The organism is Salinibacter ruber DSM 13855 (genome assembly GCF_000013045.1).
Classification (GTDB): Bacteria; Bacteroidota; Rhodothermia; order Rhodothermales; family Salinibacteraceae; genus Salinibacter; species Salinibacter ruber.
On the sequence record NC_007677.1, the window covers coordinates 256,952 to 274,629 of the forward strand.

Below are 17,678 nucleotides of genomic sequence, written 5' to 3' on the forward strand. Positions count from 1 at the left end.
TGATTCCGGACAGCATCATAGGCATCACGCTTACCTTAGGACATAGATCCTGCATTTACCAGCATGGAAGAACCACCGAGACGTTCGAGCACCGATGAATTTACTTTTGCTCTGGGAATTGACGTTGGTAAGACAGCTCTGGAACTGGCCTTGTGCAACGGCGAGAAAATCGTCGCGAGAACGACCGTTTCCAACGATGCGGACGGCCACGATACCCTGGTGAGTTGGGTCGAAGATCGAGGAGGCGGGCCGGAGAAGACCTGCGTGTGTATGGAGGCTAGTGGCGACTTCGAAAAGGCCATTGCTCGTCGTCTCTACGAGGAAGACTACCGAGTCAGCGTCGTCAATCCGAGGCGGATCAAGGGGTATGCGTCAAGCCAACTGCAGCGAACGAAGACCGATTCTGCCGATGCGGCCTTGATCGCTCGTTTCGGCAGACGGGAGGATCCAAGGCCTTGGGAGCCGCCTTCAGCGGCGGAGAGCCGGCTTCAAGAGCTTACTCGGGCTCGCCAGGCCCTCCAAAAAGAGAAGACGCGGACGCAAAATCGATTGGATGAGGCAGAGGACGAGGCAGTGCGCCGGGCCCACCAGAATCTCCTCGACGAGATCGAACAACAGATTGAGGATCTGGAGGAAGAGATCGAAGACCACGTCGAGGAGGATCCAAAGCTGAAGGATCGATGCTCACTCCTGGACACGATACCGGGCATAGGCCTTCAAACTGCTGCGATCGTCGTAAGCGAGCTCGGCTCTCCCGAGCGATTCGAGAGTGCCCGCCAGGCAGCAGCGTATGCAGGCCTCGTGCCGAGCCATCATCAGTCGGGCACCTCCGTCCGTGGCAACCCTCGAATGTCGAAGGTCGGTAATGGGCGCCTGCGGCGAGCGATGTACTTTCCAGCGATGACGGCGCTACGGTTCAACTCAGCGGTGAAGGCGTTCGGCAATCGTCTCAAAGAGCGAGGGAAAGAGAAGATGGTCGTGATTGGAGCGGCGATGCGGAAGCTCTTGCACATATGCTATGGGGTTCTCAAATCCGGTCGTCCCTTCGATCCCTCGCTGCATCCTGGGACCTGACACGCTTGACACGCACCACAGCATCTGTTTTGATTTTGGGTCGGATAGCGAGAGCGAGAATTGACGGAACGAAAATCGCATCCTGAACGATGCCTGTAGTGGGGCTACCGGTTGAGTGAAGGGGCGATTTGCAGTCCGTCAAGGCCGCTCGCAGCCCGAGAGATAAACTAAAACAGACTCTTAGTGCCCTTCGGCTCCCCGTCTTCTTCGACATTGTACTGGCATCGGAGTTCGTATTGATCTCCGTCCCATCCAATCTCAACGCGCTTTGGTTCCTTCTCCGAAGGCCAGTCAATCAACACCGGGTTATTCCCTCGCCCATTGGAGAGGCGAAGCACGCCATCGTCTCGGAGCTTAATTGCCCCTGACTTCCACTGGACTTTGAAATACCGCTTCTGTTTGTAGGGCGGTCGGAGACCCTCGTAGTCACCGTTTTCGCGTTTCTTGCGCCAACTCTGGAGGCTGTCGTAGAAGCTGTCTGCTACCGCTTGTGCTGACTGGCTGTGCAGCCCGTCGAAGCCCTTGCAGTACATCTTCTGGGCTTGCCCTTTCGAGAGCCAGTAGCCTTGGCGATCTACAAAACGCCAGTGCCACTTCGCCACGGTCGACCACAGTTTTCCTGCCCGCCGCGCAAGACGGTCGAGCCTGTCGGTCCTGCCTAATTTGAGCTTGCGAGTTAGGTGCACAGCATTCTGTCTCACTGCGCTGGGCGAGAAGAGTCCCGGAACCGACAGGTTCATGTGTCCCCAGGAGCGACAGCTCCATAAAAGCGACAGCTCCATAAAGCACGGGACCTTTACTGCGCTGCGGAGCGAGTGCTTTTGGAGTGCTCTTCTCGTGCTCTACTCAATAATGTAATTCGACTTCTGCTTCGGCGCGGCCTTCAGCGCCAGAGCAATCTTCCACAGGTCTGTCGTCGTCAGCCGAAGCAGCGCCGAGGTAAATCGAGCCATGAACTTCAGGTGGGCGCGGCGGGGCGAGGTGATCAGAGAGAACGTTCGTGATTGAGGCGACCTGTCGCATAATCAGCGGGGCTGGCGCGTGGCAGAGATCGCGACTTGGTGGTCACGATCTGTATTGCCGGGCACCGGTCCCGTTCACATGTTGAGACCCGCCTCATTTTTGTCACGTACAGTGAGCCACCTGTCGGTCTTTTGACCCACTCCCCCGGCTAATCCAGCTGTCGCTTGGCGGGAGATTCTGCGGTCTCGCTACTTGCTCGTAGCATCGCGGGCCGCCGCCCCTGACGGTCTTACGCCCGCTTCCGCGCTGGAGAGGGCCCTCTCCAGTACATTTCGTGCTGCATTCAAATCACGATCATGCAAGGAACCGCATTCTTCACAAGTCCAAGTTCGTTCCTCAAGCGACAGGTCTTCGTATCTGTGGCTACAGTCGGAGCACGTCTGCGAGGAGGGAAACCAGCGGTCAATCTTGCGGACTTCTTTGCCCTCTTTTTGGGCAACGTGCTCCAGAATCTTGACGAAGGAAGCGAAGCCGAGATCACTTACTTTCCTTCCCCAAAGCTCTTTCATCGCTCCGACGTTGAGCTCCTCAATATAAACAACGTCGTATCGGGAGAAGAGCCTGCGGGCGAGCTTGAAGTGGAAGTCTTTCCGCTGGTTGTCAATCTGGCGGTACTTCTTCGCCAGCCGGCGTTTCGCCTCCTTTCGATTGTTGGAGCCACGTTCTTTGCGAGAAAGCTTCTTGTGAAGGTCCTGGACCTCTTCCAGGCTTTTCCTGAGCAGCTCTGGAGCCTGAATCTTCTCTCCATCGGAAGTCACAAGAAAGTCCTTGAGTCCAAAATCCAGCCCTCTCGGCACCTACCTGTTCGTGGCAGTTCAGGGGTAGACGGTTTCTTCTCGACGGAGAAACAGATCCAGAGATACCCGCAGGCATCTCGCTTGATCGTGACGGTTTTGATCTCGCCCTTGATCGGGCGCGACTTGACGAATTTGTAGTTGTGGTTTTGGATGCGAACTCGGTTTCCACCGAGGAGCTTCCAACCGGTCTGCGTGAGCGTAAACGAGGTGTATTTCTCGCGCTTCTTGAACCCAGGACGCCCGGCAGAATCGATCTCGAAGAACCGCTGGTACGCCCGGTCTAGGCGCTCAATCACGTTCTGAAGCGCCTGCGAGTTGAGGTCGTACCAGTGGCCCTTGTCCCGCTGCTTCAGCTTCGTGAGATGCTTCTTGAGCGTGTAATAGCCTGGATACTCATCGTAGATTTCGTAGTACCGGCGAGTCAGAGCGACGAAGTGATTCCACACCTCCGACGCAAGCTCAATGCCACGCACGAGGTGTTTGTTACGCTCGTGTCTATAAAGCCGGTACTTATACGTCTTACGCATCGGCTGGAAACAGAAAAGCCCCCGCAGTCCTCGACAGGTGGAACTGGGTGCAGAGCAACCCGGCTGTCGAGTACACGGAGGCATCAAAACTCACAATGCTCTGCTTGTGGAGTTCCACCTCCGACTTCAGCACTGTTATGTGTAGAAAGACAATCCGGGAGAGTTTCGGAGAGAATACTCGTTTTGAACTCGCATTCTCACTGTGAAGGAGTCCGTGTATCCCCCGGCTGAAGCCGGAGGGTTTACTGCTCCTTCACGCATCCTCAATACTCTAATCGCCTGTCGGTATTCCGCCTTCCGCCCCCGGCAGCCGGACGGTCATGCAAGTGCCCTCCCCTTTCTGGGTGTCCACCTCGATGGAGCCGCCCATCTGGGCCACCGCCTCCCTCGTCACCGCCAGCCCGATGCCGGTGCCCTCGTACTCCCGGCTGAGGCCCTCGGAGGCCTGCCGAAACGGCTCAAAGAGCCCCTCGGCCACCTCCGGATCCATCCCGATGCCGGTGTCCTCCACCTCCAAGACAGCCCAGCTATCCTTTCGTACCTGATCGCTCTTTTCGGCCTGCCCATCCTCTTGGGAATCCCCGTCTTCCCGGTAGGTGCGCACCGTCACCCCGCCCTCATCGGTGTACTTGATCGCGTTGGCCAGGAGGTTTCGGATCACGATCTGCACGCCCCCCTCGTCGGCCTCGGCGAGGACCGCCGGGCCACCGCCGGTCTCCAGCTCCAGCTCGATTCCCTTCTCCTCCGCATCCGGCCGGAGCTCCCCCGCGGCAAGGCGGGCCTGCTCCGGCAGGTCTATCGGGCCGGCCTCCATCTCCATCTGCCCGGCCTGGAGCTTCGAGAGGTTCAATACCCCATTCAGCGTCTCCAGAAGACGCTTTCCGCTCTGTTCGATCGTAGAGGCGTAGCCTGGTAGCGGGCTCTCCTCCGAGAGCTCCAGCCCGGAGGCCTCCCGCCCCAGCATCTCGGCGAAGCCGATGATCGAGGTCAGCGGCGTGCGGATCTCGTGGCTCATGTTCGCGAGCAAAGCGCTTTTGAGGCGGCTGGCCTCCTCGGCCTCCTCTTTTGCCTCCTCGGCTTCCTGCCTCGCCTCTTCAGATTCCTTCCTTGCCTGCTCCGCTTCTTTTTTCGCCGTGAGAAGCTCTTCCTCTCGCTTGAGACGTTCCAGCACGAGGGCGGCGTAGCTCCCGAGCACCTCCACCAGACGCAAGTCGAAGGGCCCGATCCCACCGGCCTCGAAGCTGCCCACGGAGATAAGCCCGTAGCGGCCCATCGGCACGTACGCCGTCGCCCGAACGTCACCGCGGTCCATCGCCTCAAATTCGGCAGAAAGGTCCTCGAAGGCGCGCGTCTCGCCGGACCTATGCGCCTCGGCCGCAGGCGTGTCTCCGCCGATGTCGTAGGAAGGGCGCCCTGGCATCCGCTCCTGCACGACATCCGGCACGTGGGCGGGCACGAGCTTGCCGCCTCTAGCCAGGCGAATGGTCGTCGCCGGGTAGCCGAGCGACTGCCGGATGAGGCTCGAAAGCCGTGCGCTCAGGTCCTCCGGGCCCTCGGCCTGAAGCAGGTGATTGGTCGCCTCGTAGAGGCTTTCGAGCTTTTCCTGACGTTCGCGGAGGGCCTCCTCCCGCTTTTTGCGCTCGGTAACAACCTCAAAGTAGAAGGCAAGGCCTCCATCTTCGTTTGGGTATACCTGCACCTCGAACCACTCGCCCGTGCCTGAATACTGCTCCTCGATCGCCGTCGGCTCCCTAGACTGCATCACCTCGCGGTAGACCTCCTCGAAGCGAGTCCCTTCGAACTGAGAAAACACGTCCCAGAAGTTCTTCCCGAGCAAATTGTCTTCAGCCTTCTCGTAGAACTCTTCGGCCCGGTCGTTGACGAGCGTGAACCGCCACTCCGAATCGACCTCGACAATTGCGTCGGTGACCCGCTGGACCGTTTGCTTCCGGCGGCGCCTCTCTTCCTTCCGCTCGGTGATGTCGGTGATGGCCCCGTCGAAGTACGTCTTCCCCTCCTCCTCTTCCTCAACTTGCTGGCTGCTGAGCAGGCCGACAAACACCGTCCCGTCCTTCCGGCGGTAGCGCACCTCCTCCTGGTGGAGCCGGCCGTCCCGGTGTTCTTTCTCGATCAGCTCCTCCCGCCGACCCGGGTCTACGTAGAGGGCCTCCGGCCCAGCCTCCCTCAGTTCCTGCAGGTCCCGGTAGCCAAACATCTCGATGAAGGCGGAATTGGCGTAAACGATTCCCTCCTCCTCCGTCGAGCGGTAGATGCCCTCCGAGACGTTCTCGGTGATTGACTCCGCGCGCCGCTTCTCCCTGCGCAGCTCCTGCCGGCTCTCCCTTAGCTCCTGCTCCCGCCGTTTCCGCCCGGTGATGTCGGCGAGGGTGCCCCAAAACACAACCTCTTCTCCTTCAGGGCTGCTCTCCGAGTTCGGCTCCGCGGACCCGAGAAGCCAGACCCGCTCTCCATCCGGCCGCTCGAACGGAAACTCATGCCGCCACGCGGACCGGCCCTCCACTGCCTCCTCCACCGACTGAAGAAACTCCTCCCGGTGGCCCTCCGGGACGCGCTCTGCAAACCGCCTGTAGAACTCCTCCGGACTTGAGGAGAGGCCGAGGAAAGCCTCCGCCTCCTTGCCGATAAATTCGACGGAGCGCTTCCCGCCGGGGCCCGCCCAGAACTCAAACGCCAGGCCCGGCATGCTGTCGGAGATCGCCTCCAGGCGAGAGGCCCGCTCCCGGCGCCGGAGCACCCGCTCGCTCAAGTCCTGCAGGACCACCAGCCGACCGGCCCCCGGCCCTGCCTGGCTCTCGACCGGCCGGTAGTACCGGGTCTCTCCCCCACCAGCCGTTACTTGGAGCATTCCGTCCTCTTCGGGGGGCTTCTTTCCGGAACGTCTTCCGTTCTCTTTCAAGCCTCTTCTCTTTTCCGGCTCCTTGACTGTCACCTTCTCACCCAGCCCCCCTCCATCCAGCGCTCTTGCAAGTCGGGGCAGCGCCTCCTCCAGGCGGCGTCTTGTTGCCCCTTTTTGAGGGGTCTCTTCCTGAAGGGTCTCTTCCTGAGAGGCTCCTCCCCGGAGCGCCGGGAAGAGCTTGGCGGCCGCCCGGTTGTAGTTCCGCAGGCGGCCATCTCCAGAAAGAATCAGGGCCGGCTTCGCCTGGATGCCCGCCTGGCTAGTCCTCTCAAACCGTTCCCGGTAGACAAACAGCGCCCCGAGGGCAAACGCCGCCACCCCGACCGGCTCGTGGTTCAGGTTCAAGAGGTAGTGCGTGGCCTGCCCGACCGCGTTGGCCCCGAGCGGCAGGGCCGTCAGCGCGAACAGGCCCGCCAACCTCTCCCCTCCCACCTGCGCTCGCCGCAGGGGCTCGGACAGCATACAGAAGCCCACCCCCGCCAGCGCGTAGGAGAGCCCCGAAGTGAGCCAGTAGATCACGTGGTGTTCCACCGCCAGGTGCGGAAACGGCCCTGTGGACATTTCTGCAGTGAAGTAGAGGCCGTGCCACCGGTTGGTCAGCTTCGCAAGAGTCACTGCCGCAAATATGCCAAGCGCGGCCCACCGGACGCCCGCCCGCCGGTGGAGCGCCCGGCCGCTGTACGAAGAGCAGAGCCAAAGCCAGGCGAAGACGGTCCCGAAGCCAACGGTGAGGCCCGCCTCGTAGAAGGCCACCTTCAAGCCGAGCCCCGGGGAGAGAAGCACCCCGACGTGGCAGAGAGACCACAGGCCGCTGGCCAGAAGCAACCCGGTCAGCCCAAGGCGCACGCCGGGCAGGGACACCTGGCGGTGGGCCCGCCACGCCCCGGCCAAGCACCCGGCCGCCGCGACCGCGAAGACAAGCAAATACGCTAAATAACTCAGGTCGCCAGTGGGGAGCGCGTCCATTGGGGGAGAGCAAGTCCGTCAGGAGAAAGCAAGTCTGCTAAGCGGAAGCAAGCCTGCTAAGAGGGAGCAAGTCTGTCAAAAGGAAGCAAGTCCGTCAAGGCCAAGAAGAAATTTGGCTACCAAAGCAATGGCTACCAAAGCAGATCGTCCCGAGGCGGACCCAAAAGGCGACCCCGGAAGGCAGCTCCTGAGGGCGGGCACCAAGGCGGCTCTAAAGGGCATTCTCGACCTCAAAAGGCATTTTCAACAAGGCAGACGCACGATAGGGCAGAGCCCCAACAGAACGGAACCCCAACAGGGGGCTTCAGCAGTGTAGAACCCTGACAGGGCGGAAGCTGAAAAGGCACAACCCTCGAAGCAAAAGCCATTCTTTTCCCAGCAGAACACAACAAAAGCGACGTTCAATGGAAATTAAAACTCGGCACTCGCCTCAACCAGTGCGGCGCCGATGCGCTAGCGGTGTTCACCTATCTTCTCTGTTCTGCCCGTCTCCGTGCTGCCTATCTCTATGCTGTCCGTCTCCATTCTGACCAGCTTTGTTCTGACCAGCTTTGGGGGCGGCTCCAGGGAGCCGGGCGACAAGCTGGCTGCCTTCTCCCTTCTCGGTATCGACTTCGATGGAGCCGCCCTGGACCTGACTCGTATAAGATCCATTTTCAAGCGCGCAGCCCCCCGTTCGCCTATGGATAACGCTTTTCACAGGACGGCCTTGGTCGCGTTCGAATGCCGCCACCTGGATAGCCGTTAGTCAGCAGGCCCCCGTGCCGGTTCTCGGGTGAGACAAGACCTTGGATGACGGTGTGCGCTTGGTGCCAGGAACGCAAGAGGGAGACTCGCCCCTGGAAGGCATCGACGTGGTCGTGAAGCAGGGCGAAGTTCTCTTCTTGATGTAGATGAACCACTTCCTGTTTCAGATAGCGCCATAGCTTCTCAATCGGGTTGAGCCAGGGTGCCTGCGTAGGCAGACCCACCACTTGAATCGGCAGCGGGTCTTCGGCTGTCGCTCCTGAGGGGACCTCCGGCCAGTTGCCCGGCACCTTGAAGGGCCAAGGCCACTGTTGAGTCTCCAATCTCCCGATGATGTCGGCGTGGTAGTGAACCGGCCAGCTGCCAAAGCACTACGTAGATCACCCGAGCTTCCGAGTAGCAGTCAGCGACCTCCCGATAGAGATCGAGCAAGACCTGTCAGCCGGTCTCCTTGGCCCGGCGAGCGTGTACCGTCCCGGTAGTGGCATTCAGGCAGGCCGCAACGCGCATCTGCTGGTTGGAGCTCTGCGATGGGGCAGCGGTCGGCTGCTTCTCTCCCTTCGCCTCGTAGCCTTGGGTTGAGGGTGGGGACCTTCTCGTATCCACACTCATCGAGATAAAGCAGTGTCACATCAGGGTCGGTACGGGCCTCCTCAAGCCGCTCAGCGGCGTACTGACGCTTTTCTTCGTAGTCTGGATCTGGACTTCACATTCGCCGAGAGGCCCCGCTTGTAGGAGATGCCCAATAGGAGATGCCCAATAGGAGATGCCCAGTCGGCCGAGCAGCTTCGAGAATCCTCCTCGGGCGGATGATGTCTTTAGGGATGTCTCCGATCGAATCCATGTTCTGGGCAGGAGCCCCAAGGTCCAGCGCGTCCGATCGAGACCCGCGCTGCGCGGGGTGCGGCGCACCAGGTAAAGTACCTCTTCCCGGGCCTCCTCCTCCAGGCTGTGCTCAGGGGAAAAGCGGGCCTAAAGCCTGCGGCCTTCCTCGACGTATAAGGCAGCAATTCCGTGATCCTGCCAGTCGTGACAGGAGGTGTAGACAGTATCGGGGACGCGGGACTGCAGGAGTACGGGACTGCAAAAGACCCTCGCGGGCAACTTTGCGGCTGGACCAACCGTCGTCGATCTTCAAGAGAGCAGCGGCGCGTTCCCGCATATGTTCCCGCACATGCGGCTTGTCGTGGCGCTTGCGAGCATCGCAGAGCGTGCGTCGTTCAGGGTCGGTCAGGTCGGGTCAGCGCGGAGGGCATGGGCAGAAGGGTCGGCGTGAGAGAATAGCGTGATGACAGGTGCTGATTCTCACGGTAACACAGCCCACATGTTAGAGTATTGAGGATGCGTGAAGGAGCAGTAAACCCTCCGGATTCATCCGGGAAATACACGGACTCCTTCACAGTGAGAAGTCGAACGCAATGTGAGGCTTCTCTCCCGGAACACCGGCCATGAGGGTCTGTTGATTGAGTGATGCCAATCAACAAAGAACCATACCGCAGAGGCCGTCACGCCGTCCATGCGGTGAAGTACCACTTCGTGTTCTGCCCTAAACGTCGGGCGAGTGTTCTCAAAGACGAAGTGGCAAACCGCTTGGGAAAGGTGCTTCATGAAGTGGCTGAAGAACATGACTGGGAGATCAATTCCCTTGCGATTCGGCCCGATCATGTTCATCTCTTCGTCCAGGCAGACACTCGACACGCTCCCTACCAAGTAATCCATCGATTCAAGGGAACCAGTGCTCACGTTCTTCGAGACGAGTTCGACCATCTGCATAGACTTCCATCTCTCTGGACCCGCTCCTACTTTGTCAGCACGACCGGCAAAGCGGGTGAGCAAGTCGTCCAGCAGTATATCGAAGATCAATCCTGACGCATGTACCTGACCCGCAAATTCCATATCGAGGGCACCGAGCAGCTTGAACGGCTGTCTCGCTCGTCTGCGGATCTGTGGAACTCGATCTGCAAGTGGTACTGGCGTACTGTCGACCGTCAAGACCACTGGCTCTCGAAGACGGCGATGCGTCGGTGGCACTGCAAGGGTCACGACGTGCTGCCGTCTCAGACGGCCCAGGAAGTTGCAGAGCAGTTCTACGAAGCGATTGACTCCTGGCATGACAACGACCGGAAGGGTGATCCTCCGAAGCGCTCGGACAAAACCTACAACGTACTCCGATGGACGTACCAGGGCGTCACGCTCCGAGATGACGGTGTGCTTCGACTGTCTACGAAGCGTGGAGACGACTCGATTCTGATTGACTGGCCCGCCCGTGAAGAACCTCGCACCGTCGAGATCGGCAAGACCTCGGGTGGTTTTGTCGTTCGTGCTCAGTATGACACAGAGCCCGTTGATCGGACGACCGGAAATAAGGTTGCCGGGATCGATCTCGGAGAGAAGCACCTCGCCGCTGTCTTCACGGGCGGGGATGCCTTCACGGTCAACGGTGGTGAGCTTCGAGCCCTTCGTCACTATCAGAACAGCCTCAAGGCCAAGCTCAACGCGAAGATAGACCGCAAAGAGCGCGGTTCGAATCGCTGGAATAAGCTGGTCGAGACGAAGCAAGAACAACTGGACCACATCGATAACAAGATCACGGATCTCCTTCACAAATTGTCGAGGAAGACCGTGGAGATGCTCCTTGAACGAGGTGTCTCTGCGGTCGCAATCGGCGATGTTCGCGGCATCCGTGATCGGATGGGCTACGGAACGAAAATGAACCAACGCCTCCACCAGTGGGCCTATGGCGAGTTTGCTCGGATGATCGAGTACAAAGCCAAGCTCGCTGGAATCACGGTTGAACGTGTTGATGAGGCATACACGTCCCAAGAATGCCCACACTGCGGCCACCGAAAAAAGTCGAGTGGACGGAGCTATACGTGCAGTGGGTGTGGTTTTCATGGGCATCGGGACGTTGTAGGTGCTGCGAACATTCGAAGGAAGTATGTCGGGTCTGACGATCAGACCCGTCTACCTGGGGTCATGGCTTCCCCCTCGGGAGTGAGGTTTCGCCCTCACCTCTCGTGTAGCTCGCGGAGCAGGCGTAGGACCTCACGGCAGCCTGTGTAGAACGCGAAGAATCTCCCGGCTTCAGCCGGGGGAGAAGTCAACGAAGGTCATCCCGTGTGGTCGTCCGTCGACCGCGGTCGCCGCACATAAAGGCAACCACTTCCGCGATCAACTCAATAGCTTTAAAGTGCAGCCTGAAGGTCTACGTTGTGCCCAGGGAGGACCTGATTATTTTGAAAATTGCGTGGGCGAAGGACTCTCGATTCAAGGTCCAGGAGCGCGCCGTTCGAAACCTACTGGCGACTGACCACGACGAAGACGACGTGGAGCACTGGCTGAGAGAACTGGATCTTCATGACTTCGCGGAACGCTGGCTGGCATGAACGACACCACTCCCCAGATGCAGGACCTCCATTGGGACCTACTCATGGCCCGATCGAATGAGGAGCGCTTCCAGATGGGCATCTCCATGTGCCAGACGGCCCGTACGATCGTCTGGTCATCCCTCCCCGAGGACCTCAGTCCAACCGAGCGCTGCGTCCAGTTCTTTCTGCGCTACTACGGCGACGACTTGCCGCCGGACCGGTGCGACGAAATCGTGGCTGAGATGCGGTCCCACGACGAGAAGACGACGTAAGACACTCCTTGTTGGGACTCCCCATCAGATCCAGAAGGAAGGCTCACGACTGGCCCTGTGGGTCCGGTATGTATGTATCAGGCGTGTGCGCCGCCGCGGCAGGCGATCATGGGACCGCCCCGTCCGTTCGGGGCCCGAATAAAATACACAAAAGACGAGAGCGCACATTCCAGAGGAGAAGTCCCCTCGGCTCTACAGATGCGCCGGCACCCACTGGACAATCCGTTCGATGGCGTTCTGGAATCCCTCCAGGTATTCTGCCCCCTGATGTCCCGCGGGTGAGGGGACCTGAATCCGGTTCGCGTCGAACGCTCCCCCGAATTCTTCGAACAAGTCGCGGGCGCGGGTACTGGCCATGTACTTGCTCAAAGATTCCGCCTCGTGGGCCCACTCTCGGACCCGCGTCAGAAAGGCAAAGACCTGTGCCCAATACCTCCACTTCGGGACACCAGTCTCTCGAGTCTGTTCGGCAGTTTCGGATCTGTGGAGGAGGGCCATCCACGAACGAACAGGCGCCCGGTACTCTGCCGGTCGCCCCCCGCTTTTCTCAATGAAATCGGCCCGCACAAGGTCTTCGAGAGCACCACTGATGGTGGCCCGGGAGTACCCGGTGGCCTCAGTCGCCTGTCTGGTCGTTGCCGTCTGGCCCTCGATTCCCAGAAGGAAGGCAAGAACGTCGGCCTTTGCGCTTACCCCGAACCCCGCTCGCAACTGGAGAAGGAGGGAGGCGGGGGAGCGAAGCTGAGGATCCTCGGGACCCTTGCGGTCTCGCTCGGAGTCATTTTTGGTTCCCTCACTGGCGTATTTCTTCCACCGCTTGTCCCCGGCCCGGGTGGCCCAGCGGCTATACTCGTGGAGGCGCTCCTGTACGTCTGGGGGGAAGTCCTTTGCGAGCGTCTTTGTCCGCTGCACGCTCAAAAGGCCCGACCCGACCTCGGCCCACCATCTCGCAAGGTCCCGAAGTCGACGCTCTTCCGGAATCAGGTGGAGGGACAGGAGAAGCAGGGCTTCTGGGTCGATGATCGCGGAGGCGCTCCGGCCTTCGTGAAGCGTGCCTGCTCCGAGCGCGGACCACTGTGCCCAGGCGGCCCGAGCGCCGATCTCCCCTAAACGCTCCTTGAGGCTACTCAATGTCATCTCGGACATGGCGGATCACCTGGTCGATGTGATCTGCGACAATGGGAGATGGGTCTTCGGACGTGGCCCACCCCCGAGCCTCCTCAAGTTCCTCCTCGGTTGGGTTCAATCGGACCAGATCCTGGTAGTGGACACTTTGAGGGCCTCCCTGATCAACAGCTGCGAGAAGCTTCAGCGCAATGAGGGGCCGGCGCCCCGCAACGCCGACCCGAAGCCCTCCGAAGCGGTGCCACGTGAGGTTCTCTTCAAGGGAGGGTGGAAGGCTCGTTTCCCACTGGTTGGCGACCGCCGTATTCAACCACCCTGATGGAAGTCCAAAGTCCCGTGCCACCCGCTGCACGGCCGCCATGAGCGCGTCGGGCATCGGGTCCGGAGGAATCAGTATGGGACCACCCTCGTCTTCTTCCGCCCGGGCGATCACGTCCACATCGTCGGTTGCCCGGTCTACGAGGCCGGCGAGATTGAGACTTACGCCTCCTACGATGACAATGCGTACCGTTTTGCCCTTTGCTTCGAGGAGCTGCCCCACCGCAGCGAGAACCTCCCTGAGCTGGTCAGATCCGATCATGTCTGAATGTCAGATTATCTAGGCATTTCTGGTAGATAATCTAACACTCAGAGAGGGTGATAGCAACTTCTCTCCTTCTTAGGGGAGATGCCCCCGCAGGAAGGAATCCCAGAGTCGGTCGTGGATGCGAATCGGGTTTGCTCGACCGGGCTAACGAGAGCGTCCTCCAAGTGGAATCGGGCATCTCAAAGATGAGAGATCAGGAAGTCTGGCGGTACAACTTCGAGAGGTATATCCCTGAGAAAGCCGCCGCTGGGACCCCATCGCGGGGGAAGCACCGACACGTAATGTTTTGTGTTAGAGAAATTAATTATGTTCTAGTGGTCTGTCAGGCTCAGTTTGTCGAGTCACCAGCGATCTCAAAATTCCCAGGGCAAGTCGCTTCGAGCAGCGTCGAGAAGCCTCCCAGAAGACGGCGGTCCTGTTCAAGAAGATTTCTCGACTGCGCTCGAAGCGTGTCCCGACTACTGTCGGGATGACGTGCCGGTCTTGGGGAATTTTGAGATCGGGGGTCCGACCCATCAGATAGTAGTTGACGCGGCACTAGTGACGAGGTGGTAGGGGGGTGCGTAGAGCGATGGATGGCAAATCCGTCGGACATCTTTTGCCGGTTTGTCGCCCGGTAGGCTCATCGCAGAACCGGTTGATGATCGGGCACGGCGACTGAGAACATAGTTGACGGAACTGCCTGCGCCGACGCCCCGCAGAGGCCCGACAGCTTCGCCCGCAGCAGTTCGGCCCGCTGAGGGATGATGCAGTCCGCAGCCGATCCCCGCTCCGGGTGATTAATCTCGCAAGGGCTGTTGGGACCCCTCGTCTTTCAGGGCATCGCAGAGCCGCCGGTGGAGTTCGCCGAAGGAGAGCGTCGCGTATTGCTCGCCCGTCAGCATTAGTAGCGGATCGGCGTACTCCTGCGGGCTGCGCTCGGTGCCCTTGGTCGTCTCCTCGGTCACAAACACGACGGCGCGCATGTATTCATGCTCTCCCTGCGCGTCGGTTTTGAGTGGGGGCGGGAGAAATGCGCCGTAGGGGTCGCCGTCTTCGTAGCCCAGGCCCGGCGTCGGGGCGCCGATGTGCGCGGGCACCCCTTGCGCCGTCACGCGGATCCAATCGCAATCCGGGAGGGCGAGACCTTCACGCGGAAACTTGAGGCCCCAGAGCGTGGCGTAGATGCTCATCTTGTAGAGGACTGAATGGGCAGTACGGGAGGGTGGAAGTATCTTTTGACTTCTCACCCGGCTAAAGCCGGGAGATTCTTCACGGGCTTCTCTGCCCTTATCCCACGGGTCTGCATCCCTGCCACTGACAGGCGGCCTTACGCGAACTCGCCGGGTTACACCGCATGTGCGGTCGGTACCGCACTCCGGTGGGCGAAGCCATCTCGCCAGCTACTCGGACGGAATCCTGCCCGAGATACTTCTTTCGGATATTAGATGCACCTACGAGGTCCCGGTGTCCTTCAAACCCACACGAGCAGATGTACTCTCTGCCATGTGGTTTATGCCTATTTCCACAGGAGGGACACTCTTGACTTGTGTAGGCTTCTCCAACGCGCTTCACGGTCATTCCGTGGAGTCGCGCCTTGTACTCGATCATGCGAACAAACTCACCGTAGGCCCACTGGTGGAGCCTTTGGTTCGCCTTCGATCCGTAGTCCAAACCGTTTCGGATCCCTGTTAAGTCACCCACTACAACTGTTCCGACTCGTCTTTCGTGGAGAGTCTTTACCAGTCGCGTGGAATGTTTATGCAGGAGATCCTTGATCTGACTACGAATTTTGCCTAATTGTCGGTCCTTGGCTTGGACCAATCGCTTCCAACGTCTACTGCCGTATTCTTTTCGGTCGATCTTCGAGTCGAGTCGTGCTGCGGTGCGGTTCTGTTGTCGCCGTAGACTTCGTAGCTCTCTTCCATTGAAAGTCCAAGAATCATCCCCGGTATAAACAGCAGCGAGATGTATTTCTCCGATGTCGATACCAGCCGTCTTGGTGCCTTTCGGCTCTTGATCTTCTTCGACCTCGTACTGACACCGAAGCTCGTACTGGCTGCCGTCCCAGCCGATCTCGACTCGTTTCGGCTTCGTGTCGGAAGGCCAGTCGATTAGCACCGGGTCGTTCCCTCGCCCATTAGAGAGGCGAAGTACGCCATCGTCTCGGAGCCGGATTGCGGCAGACTTCCACTGAACTTTGAAGTACCGCTTCTGCTTATAGGGCGGGCGAAGGCCCTCGTAGTCACCGCTGTCTCGCTTCTTGCGCCAGCTTTGGAGGCTGTCGTAGAAGCTGTCTGCCACTGCTTGAGCCGACTGGCTATGCAGCCCATCGACGCCCTTGCAGTGCATCTTTTGGGCTTGCCCTTTCGAGAGCCAGTATCCTTGGCGATCTACGAACCGCCAGTGCCACTTCGCCACGGTGGACCACAGATTGCCCGCCCGCCGAGCAAGACGGTCAAGTTGATCTGTTTTGCCCAATTTGAGCTTGCGGGTCAGATACATGTGAAATACAAAAACCCTCGCAGCACTCGGCAGGTGGAACTGGGCTCATAGTAGGCCCGGCTGCCGATTGCTCACGAGGGCAATCAACACAATTGCACTATGATTTCGGAGTTCCACATCCGCAGTCAAAGACATAGGCTCAAACCGGAAGTGTTTCCGGCTCACCCCGTTCGCCGGACGAGAAGAGTCCGTGTATGTCCCGGCTAAAGCGCGGGACCTTTACTGCTCTTCTCGTGCTCTACTCAATACTGTAAACGGACTCGGAGGTCTACCGTTTGCAACGATGGACTCGTGTGCATGGAACGGACAGAGTGCTGAGGATGTATGCTTACGTCATGTCATCCGCTCTGTCATATAGAAAATAAGACACATATGCGGATCACAGTTCGCCTTCCGGACGATCTGGGGGAAAACGTGAAGCGACGGACGGACAACGTGAGTGCGTACGTCACGGACGCCCTCACAGAAAAAATCGAGCGGGAAGAACGGCGCCGAGCCCGCCGGGAGCTCTTGGACATGGCGGGTGAGGGCTCGGTCGATCCGGACATCCACGAGCAAAATCAGCAACTGCGCCGCGCCGAAGACCGATCGGGAGACCCGTCCCTTGAGTAGTTTCCGGACCTCCAGAGGGCGGGAGAAGGCAAACCGTTTCTGAACGTGCTGCTTCGTATTGATGGACGGCCTCGATACTGGCTTTTTCTTCGAACTGCGGGCAGGAACGACGGCCGCACAGGACTTGTGGCGGTCCATCACCGAACGGGATGATCCCGCGGCGGTCAGCTCCGTTACCCTCTACGAACTGTCCCGGCACGGACTCGTCGGACGCATTGACCGGTCCTTTGCGGAGGCGGTGGTCGAGCGGGCCGGCGTTGCCTTCGAGCAGGCCGCGGTCGATCCGACGGCGGTGCTCGACCGAGCGGCGCGCATCACGCAGGGGATGGGGCTTCCCATGGCGGATGCGCTCATCGCCGCCTCCCTCGAACGAGTGGGATGTGCTCGCGTGCATACGAGCGACAGCGACTTCGACGACTACGAGGGGCCGATGGAGGTTGTGCTCTATCCGACATCCCGGGAGCAATAGCGGGCAGGAGCAGATACGGGAGTTCTCCAGCTGAACACGTTCCGCGTTGACCGCTGGGCAGTTGGGCAGCATTTCGAGTCTATGGGCTGGGCCCTGTGAACTGCGCCCACCTCGCGAAGACGGCCGACGGCGGATCGCAGACGGCGGTTTCTCGGGGTTCATCGGCGGTCTGCCGTCCGATGAACGCGGTCGTCGCCCGCCGCGGCAGCGCTTCTGCAGTCAACTCACACTGTTGAAGTGCGACCTGACGTTGCCCGTTACACGTCTCCAGATCCGCACAATCCTACCCTGACCGATACGTCAAATCGCCTCCCGGAGTGCATGTCAGCTCGACCCTCCCTTCTTTTCGTCAACCAGCACTACGCGCCAGACCTGGCGTCGACGGCCCAGCACCTGACGGACCTCGCCGAGCATCTGGCGGCGGACGGCTTCGAGGTGCACGTGCTCTGCAGCCGGGACCACTACTTGTCCGGCGAGATGGACGTGCCGGCCGAGGAGACGCGCAACGGGGTCCACGTCCACCGCGTGCGCACCACCGCCTTCGGGCGGGAGGCGACGCTCGGGCGGATCGCCGACTACGCGAGCTACTTCCTGCAGGTGCTGGGGCGCCTGCTTACAGTATTGAGTAGAGCGCGAGAAGAGCAGTAAAGGTCCCGCGCTTTAGCCGGGACATACACGGACTCTTCTCGTGATCTCGAAGAGATCAATCCA

Annotated in this window: 16 protein-coding genes; 8 read left to right on the forward strand and 8 right to left on the reverse strand. The window is 59.8% G+C overall.

Annotated elements, in window-relative coordinates:
- Positions 1 to 63 precede the first annotated feature (63 nt).
- Positions 64 to 1,074, forward strand: a complete 1,011-nt coding sequence (locus tag SRU_RS00995) for an IS110 family transposase (RefSeq protein ID WP_011402973.1) — start codon at positions 64 to 66, stop codon at positions 1,072 to 1,074.
- A gap of 167 nt (positions 1,075 to 1,241) precedes the next feature.
- Here the strand turns inward: SRU_RS00995 and SRU_RS01000 are convergent, their stop codons facing one another.
- The 4 genes from SRU_RS01000 to SRU_RS01010 form a co-directional block, all read right to left on the reverse strand.
- Positions 1,242 to 1,856, reverse strand: a complete 615-nt coding sequence (locus tag SRU_RS01000; RefSeq protein WP_237701819.1) for a hypothetical protein — start codon at positions 1,854 to 1,856, stop codon at positions 1,242 to 1,244.
- A 429-nt stretch (positions 1,857 to 2,285) separates the two neighbouring features.
- Positions 2,286 to 2,855: an RNA-guided endonuclease InsQ/TnpB family protein gene (locus SRU_RS15320; RefSeq protein ID WP_237701820.1), complete on the reverse strand. Its 570-nt coding sequence runs from the start codon at positions 2,853 to 2,855 to the stop codon at positions 2,286 to 2,288.
- Positions 2,852 to 3,421 carry an RNA-guided endonuclease InsQ/TnpB family protein gene (locus SRU_RS15325; RefSeq protein ID WP_237701821.1) on the reverse strand — a complete coding sequence of 190 codons (570 nt, stop codon included), beginning with the start codon at positions 3,419 to 3,421 and terminating at the stop codon, positions 2,852 to 2,854. Before SRU_RS15325 ends, SRU_RS15320 begins: the two co-directional genes overlap by 4 nt.
- A 271-nt stretch (positions 3,422 to 3,692) precedes the next feature.
- Entirely contained in the window at positions 3,693 to 7,304 is a 3,612-nt protein-coding gene (locus tag SRU_RS01010; protein WP_011402974.1) for a PAS domain S-box protein, read from the reverse strand.
- Positions 7,305 to 9,521: 2,217 nt separating this feature from the next.
- Between SRU_RS01010 and tnpA the strand changes: the two genes are divergently transcribed.
- Genes tnpA through SRU_RS01030 form a run of 4 tightly spaced genes read left to right on the forward strand, consistent with a single transcriptional unit; the run spans position 9,522 to position 11,691 of the window.
- Positions 9,522 to 9,920: an IS200/IS605 family transposase gene (gene tnpA, locus SRU_RS01015; protein ID WP_011402975.1), complete on the forward strand. Its 399-nt coding sequence runs from the start codon at positions 9,522 to 9,524 to the stop codon at positions 9,918 to 9,920.
- Positions 9,921 to 9,923: 3 nt separating this feature from the next.
- Positions 9,924 to 11,114 carry an RNA-guided endonuclease InsQ/TnpB family protein gene (locus SRU_RS01020; protein WP_011402976.1) on the forward strand — a complete coding sequence of 397 codons (1,191 nt, stop codon included), beginning with the start codon at positions 9,924 to 9,926 and terminating at the stop codon, positions 11,112 to 11,114.
- A 56-nt stretch (positions 11,115 to 11,170) separates the two neighbouring features.
- Positions 11,171 to 11,437 (forward strand): hypothetical protein, encoded by a 267-nt coding sequence (locus SRU_RS01025; protein WP_011402977.1) that lies wholly within the window; start codon positions 11,171 to 11,173, stop codon positions 11,435 to 11,437.
- The gene (locus SRU_RS01030) at positions 11,434 to 11,691 is read left to right on the forward strand and encodes a hypothetical protein (RefSeq protein WP_011402978.1); all 258 of its coding nucleotides are present in this window, start codon (positions 11,434 to 11,436) and stop codon (positions 11,689 to 11,691) included. The genes SRU_RS01025 and SRU_RS01030 overlap by 4 nt, the downstream gene beginning before the upstream one ends.
- A 192-nt stretch (positions 11,692 to 11,883) precedes the next feature.
- On the opposite strand, the gene SRU_RS01035 is transcribed toward SRU_RS01030, so the two are convergent.
- From SRU_RS01035 to SRU_RS15775, 4 genes are all read right to left on the reverse strand, one after another.
- The gene (locus SRU_RS01035) at positions 11,884 to 12,837 is read right to left on the reverse strand and encodes a MarR family transcriptional regulator (RefSeq protein WP_011402979.1); all 954 of its coding nucleotides are present in this window, start codon (positions 12,835 to 12,837) and stop codon (positions 11,884 to 11,886) included.
- Complete coding sequence (locus tag SRU_RS01040; protein ID WP_164923430.1) at positions 12,815 to 13,396, reverse strand: DUF6036 family nucleotidyltransferase; 582 nt, start codon at positions 13,394 to 13,396, stop codon at positions 12,815 to 12,817. The genes SRU_RS01035 and SRU_RS01040 overlap by 23 nt, the downstream gene beginning before the upstream one ends.
- 785 nt (positions 13,397 to 14,181) lie before the next feature.
- Positions 14,182 to 14,574 carry a hypothetical protein gene (locus SRU_RS01045; RefSeq protein ID WP_112902807.1) on the reverse strand — a complete coding sequence of 131 codons (393 nt, stop codon included), beginning with the start codon at positions 14,572 to 14,574 and terminating at the stop codon, positions 14,182 to 14,184.
- A gap of 97 nt (positions 14,575 to 14,671) precedes the next feature.
- Positions 14,672 to 15,886, reverse strand: a complete 1,215-nt coding sequence (locus tag SRU_RS15775) for an RNA-guided endonuclease InsQ/TnpB family protein (protein ID WP_011402980.1) — start codon at positions 15,884 to 15,886, stop codon at positions 14,672 to 14,674.
- Positions 15,887 to 16,258: 372 nt separating this feature from the next.
- On the opposite strand from SRU_RS15775, the gene SRU_RS01055 reads away from it, so the two are divergent.
- The 3 genes from SRU_RS01055 to SRU_RS01065 all read left to right on the forward strand — a co-directional run bounded on the left by SRU_RS01055 (position 16,259) and on the right by SRU_RS01065 (position 17,615).
- A complete protein-coding gene (locus SRU_RS01055) occupies positions 16,259 to 16,498 on the forward strand; it encodes a type II toxin-antitoxin system CcdA family antitoxin (RefSeq protein WP_112902809.1) in 240 nt (79 codons plus the stop codon).
- Positions 16,499 to 16,559: 61 nt separating this feature from the next.
- Positions 16,560 to 16,967, forward strand: a complete 408-nt coding sequence (locus tag SRU_RS01060; RefSeq protein WP_011402982.1) for a type II toxin-antitoxin system VapC family toxin — start codon at positions 16,560 to 16,562, stop codon at positions 16,965 to 16,967.
- A 321-nt stretch (positions 16,968 to 17,288) separates the two neighbouring features.
- Positions 17,289 to 17,615, forward strand: a complete 327-nt coding sequence (locus SRU_RS01065; RefSeq protein WP_237701822.1) for a glycosyltransferase — start codon at positions 17,289 to 17,291, stop codon at positions 17,613 to 17,615.
- Positions 17,616 to 17,678: the final 63 nt, after the last annotated feature.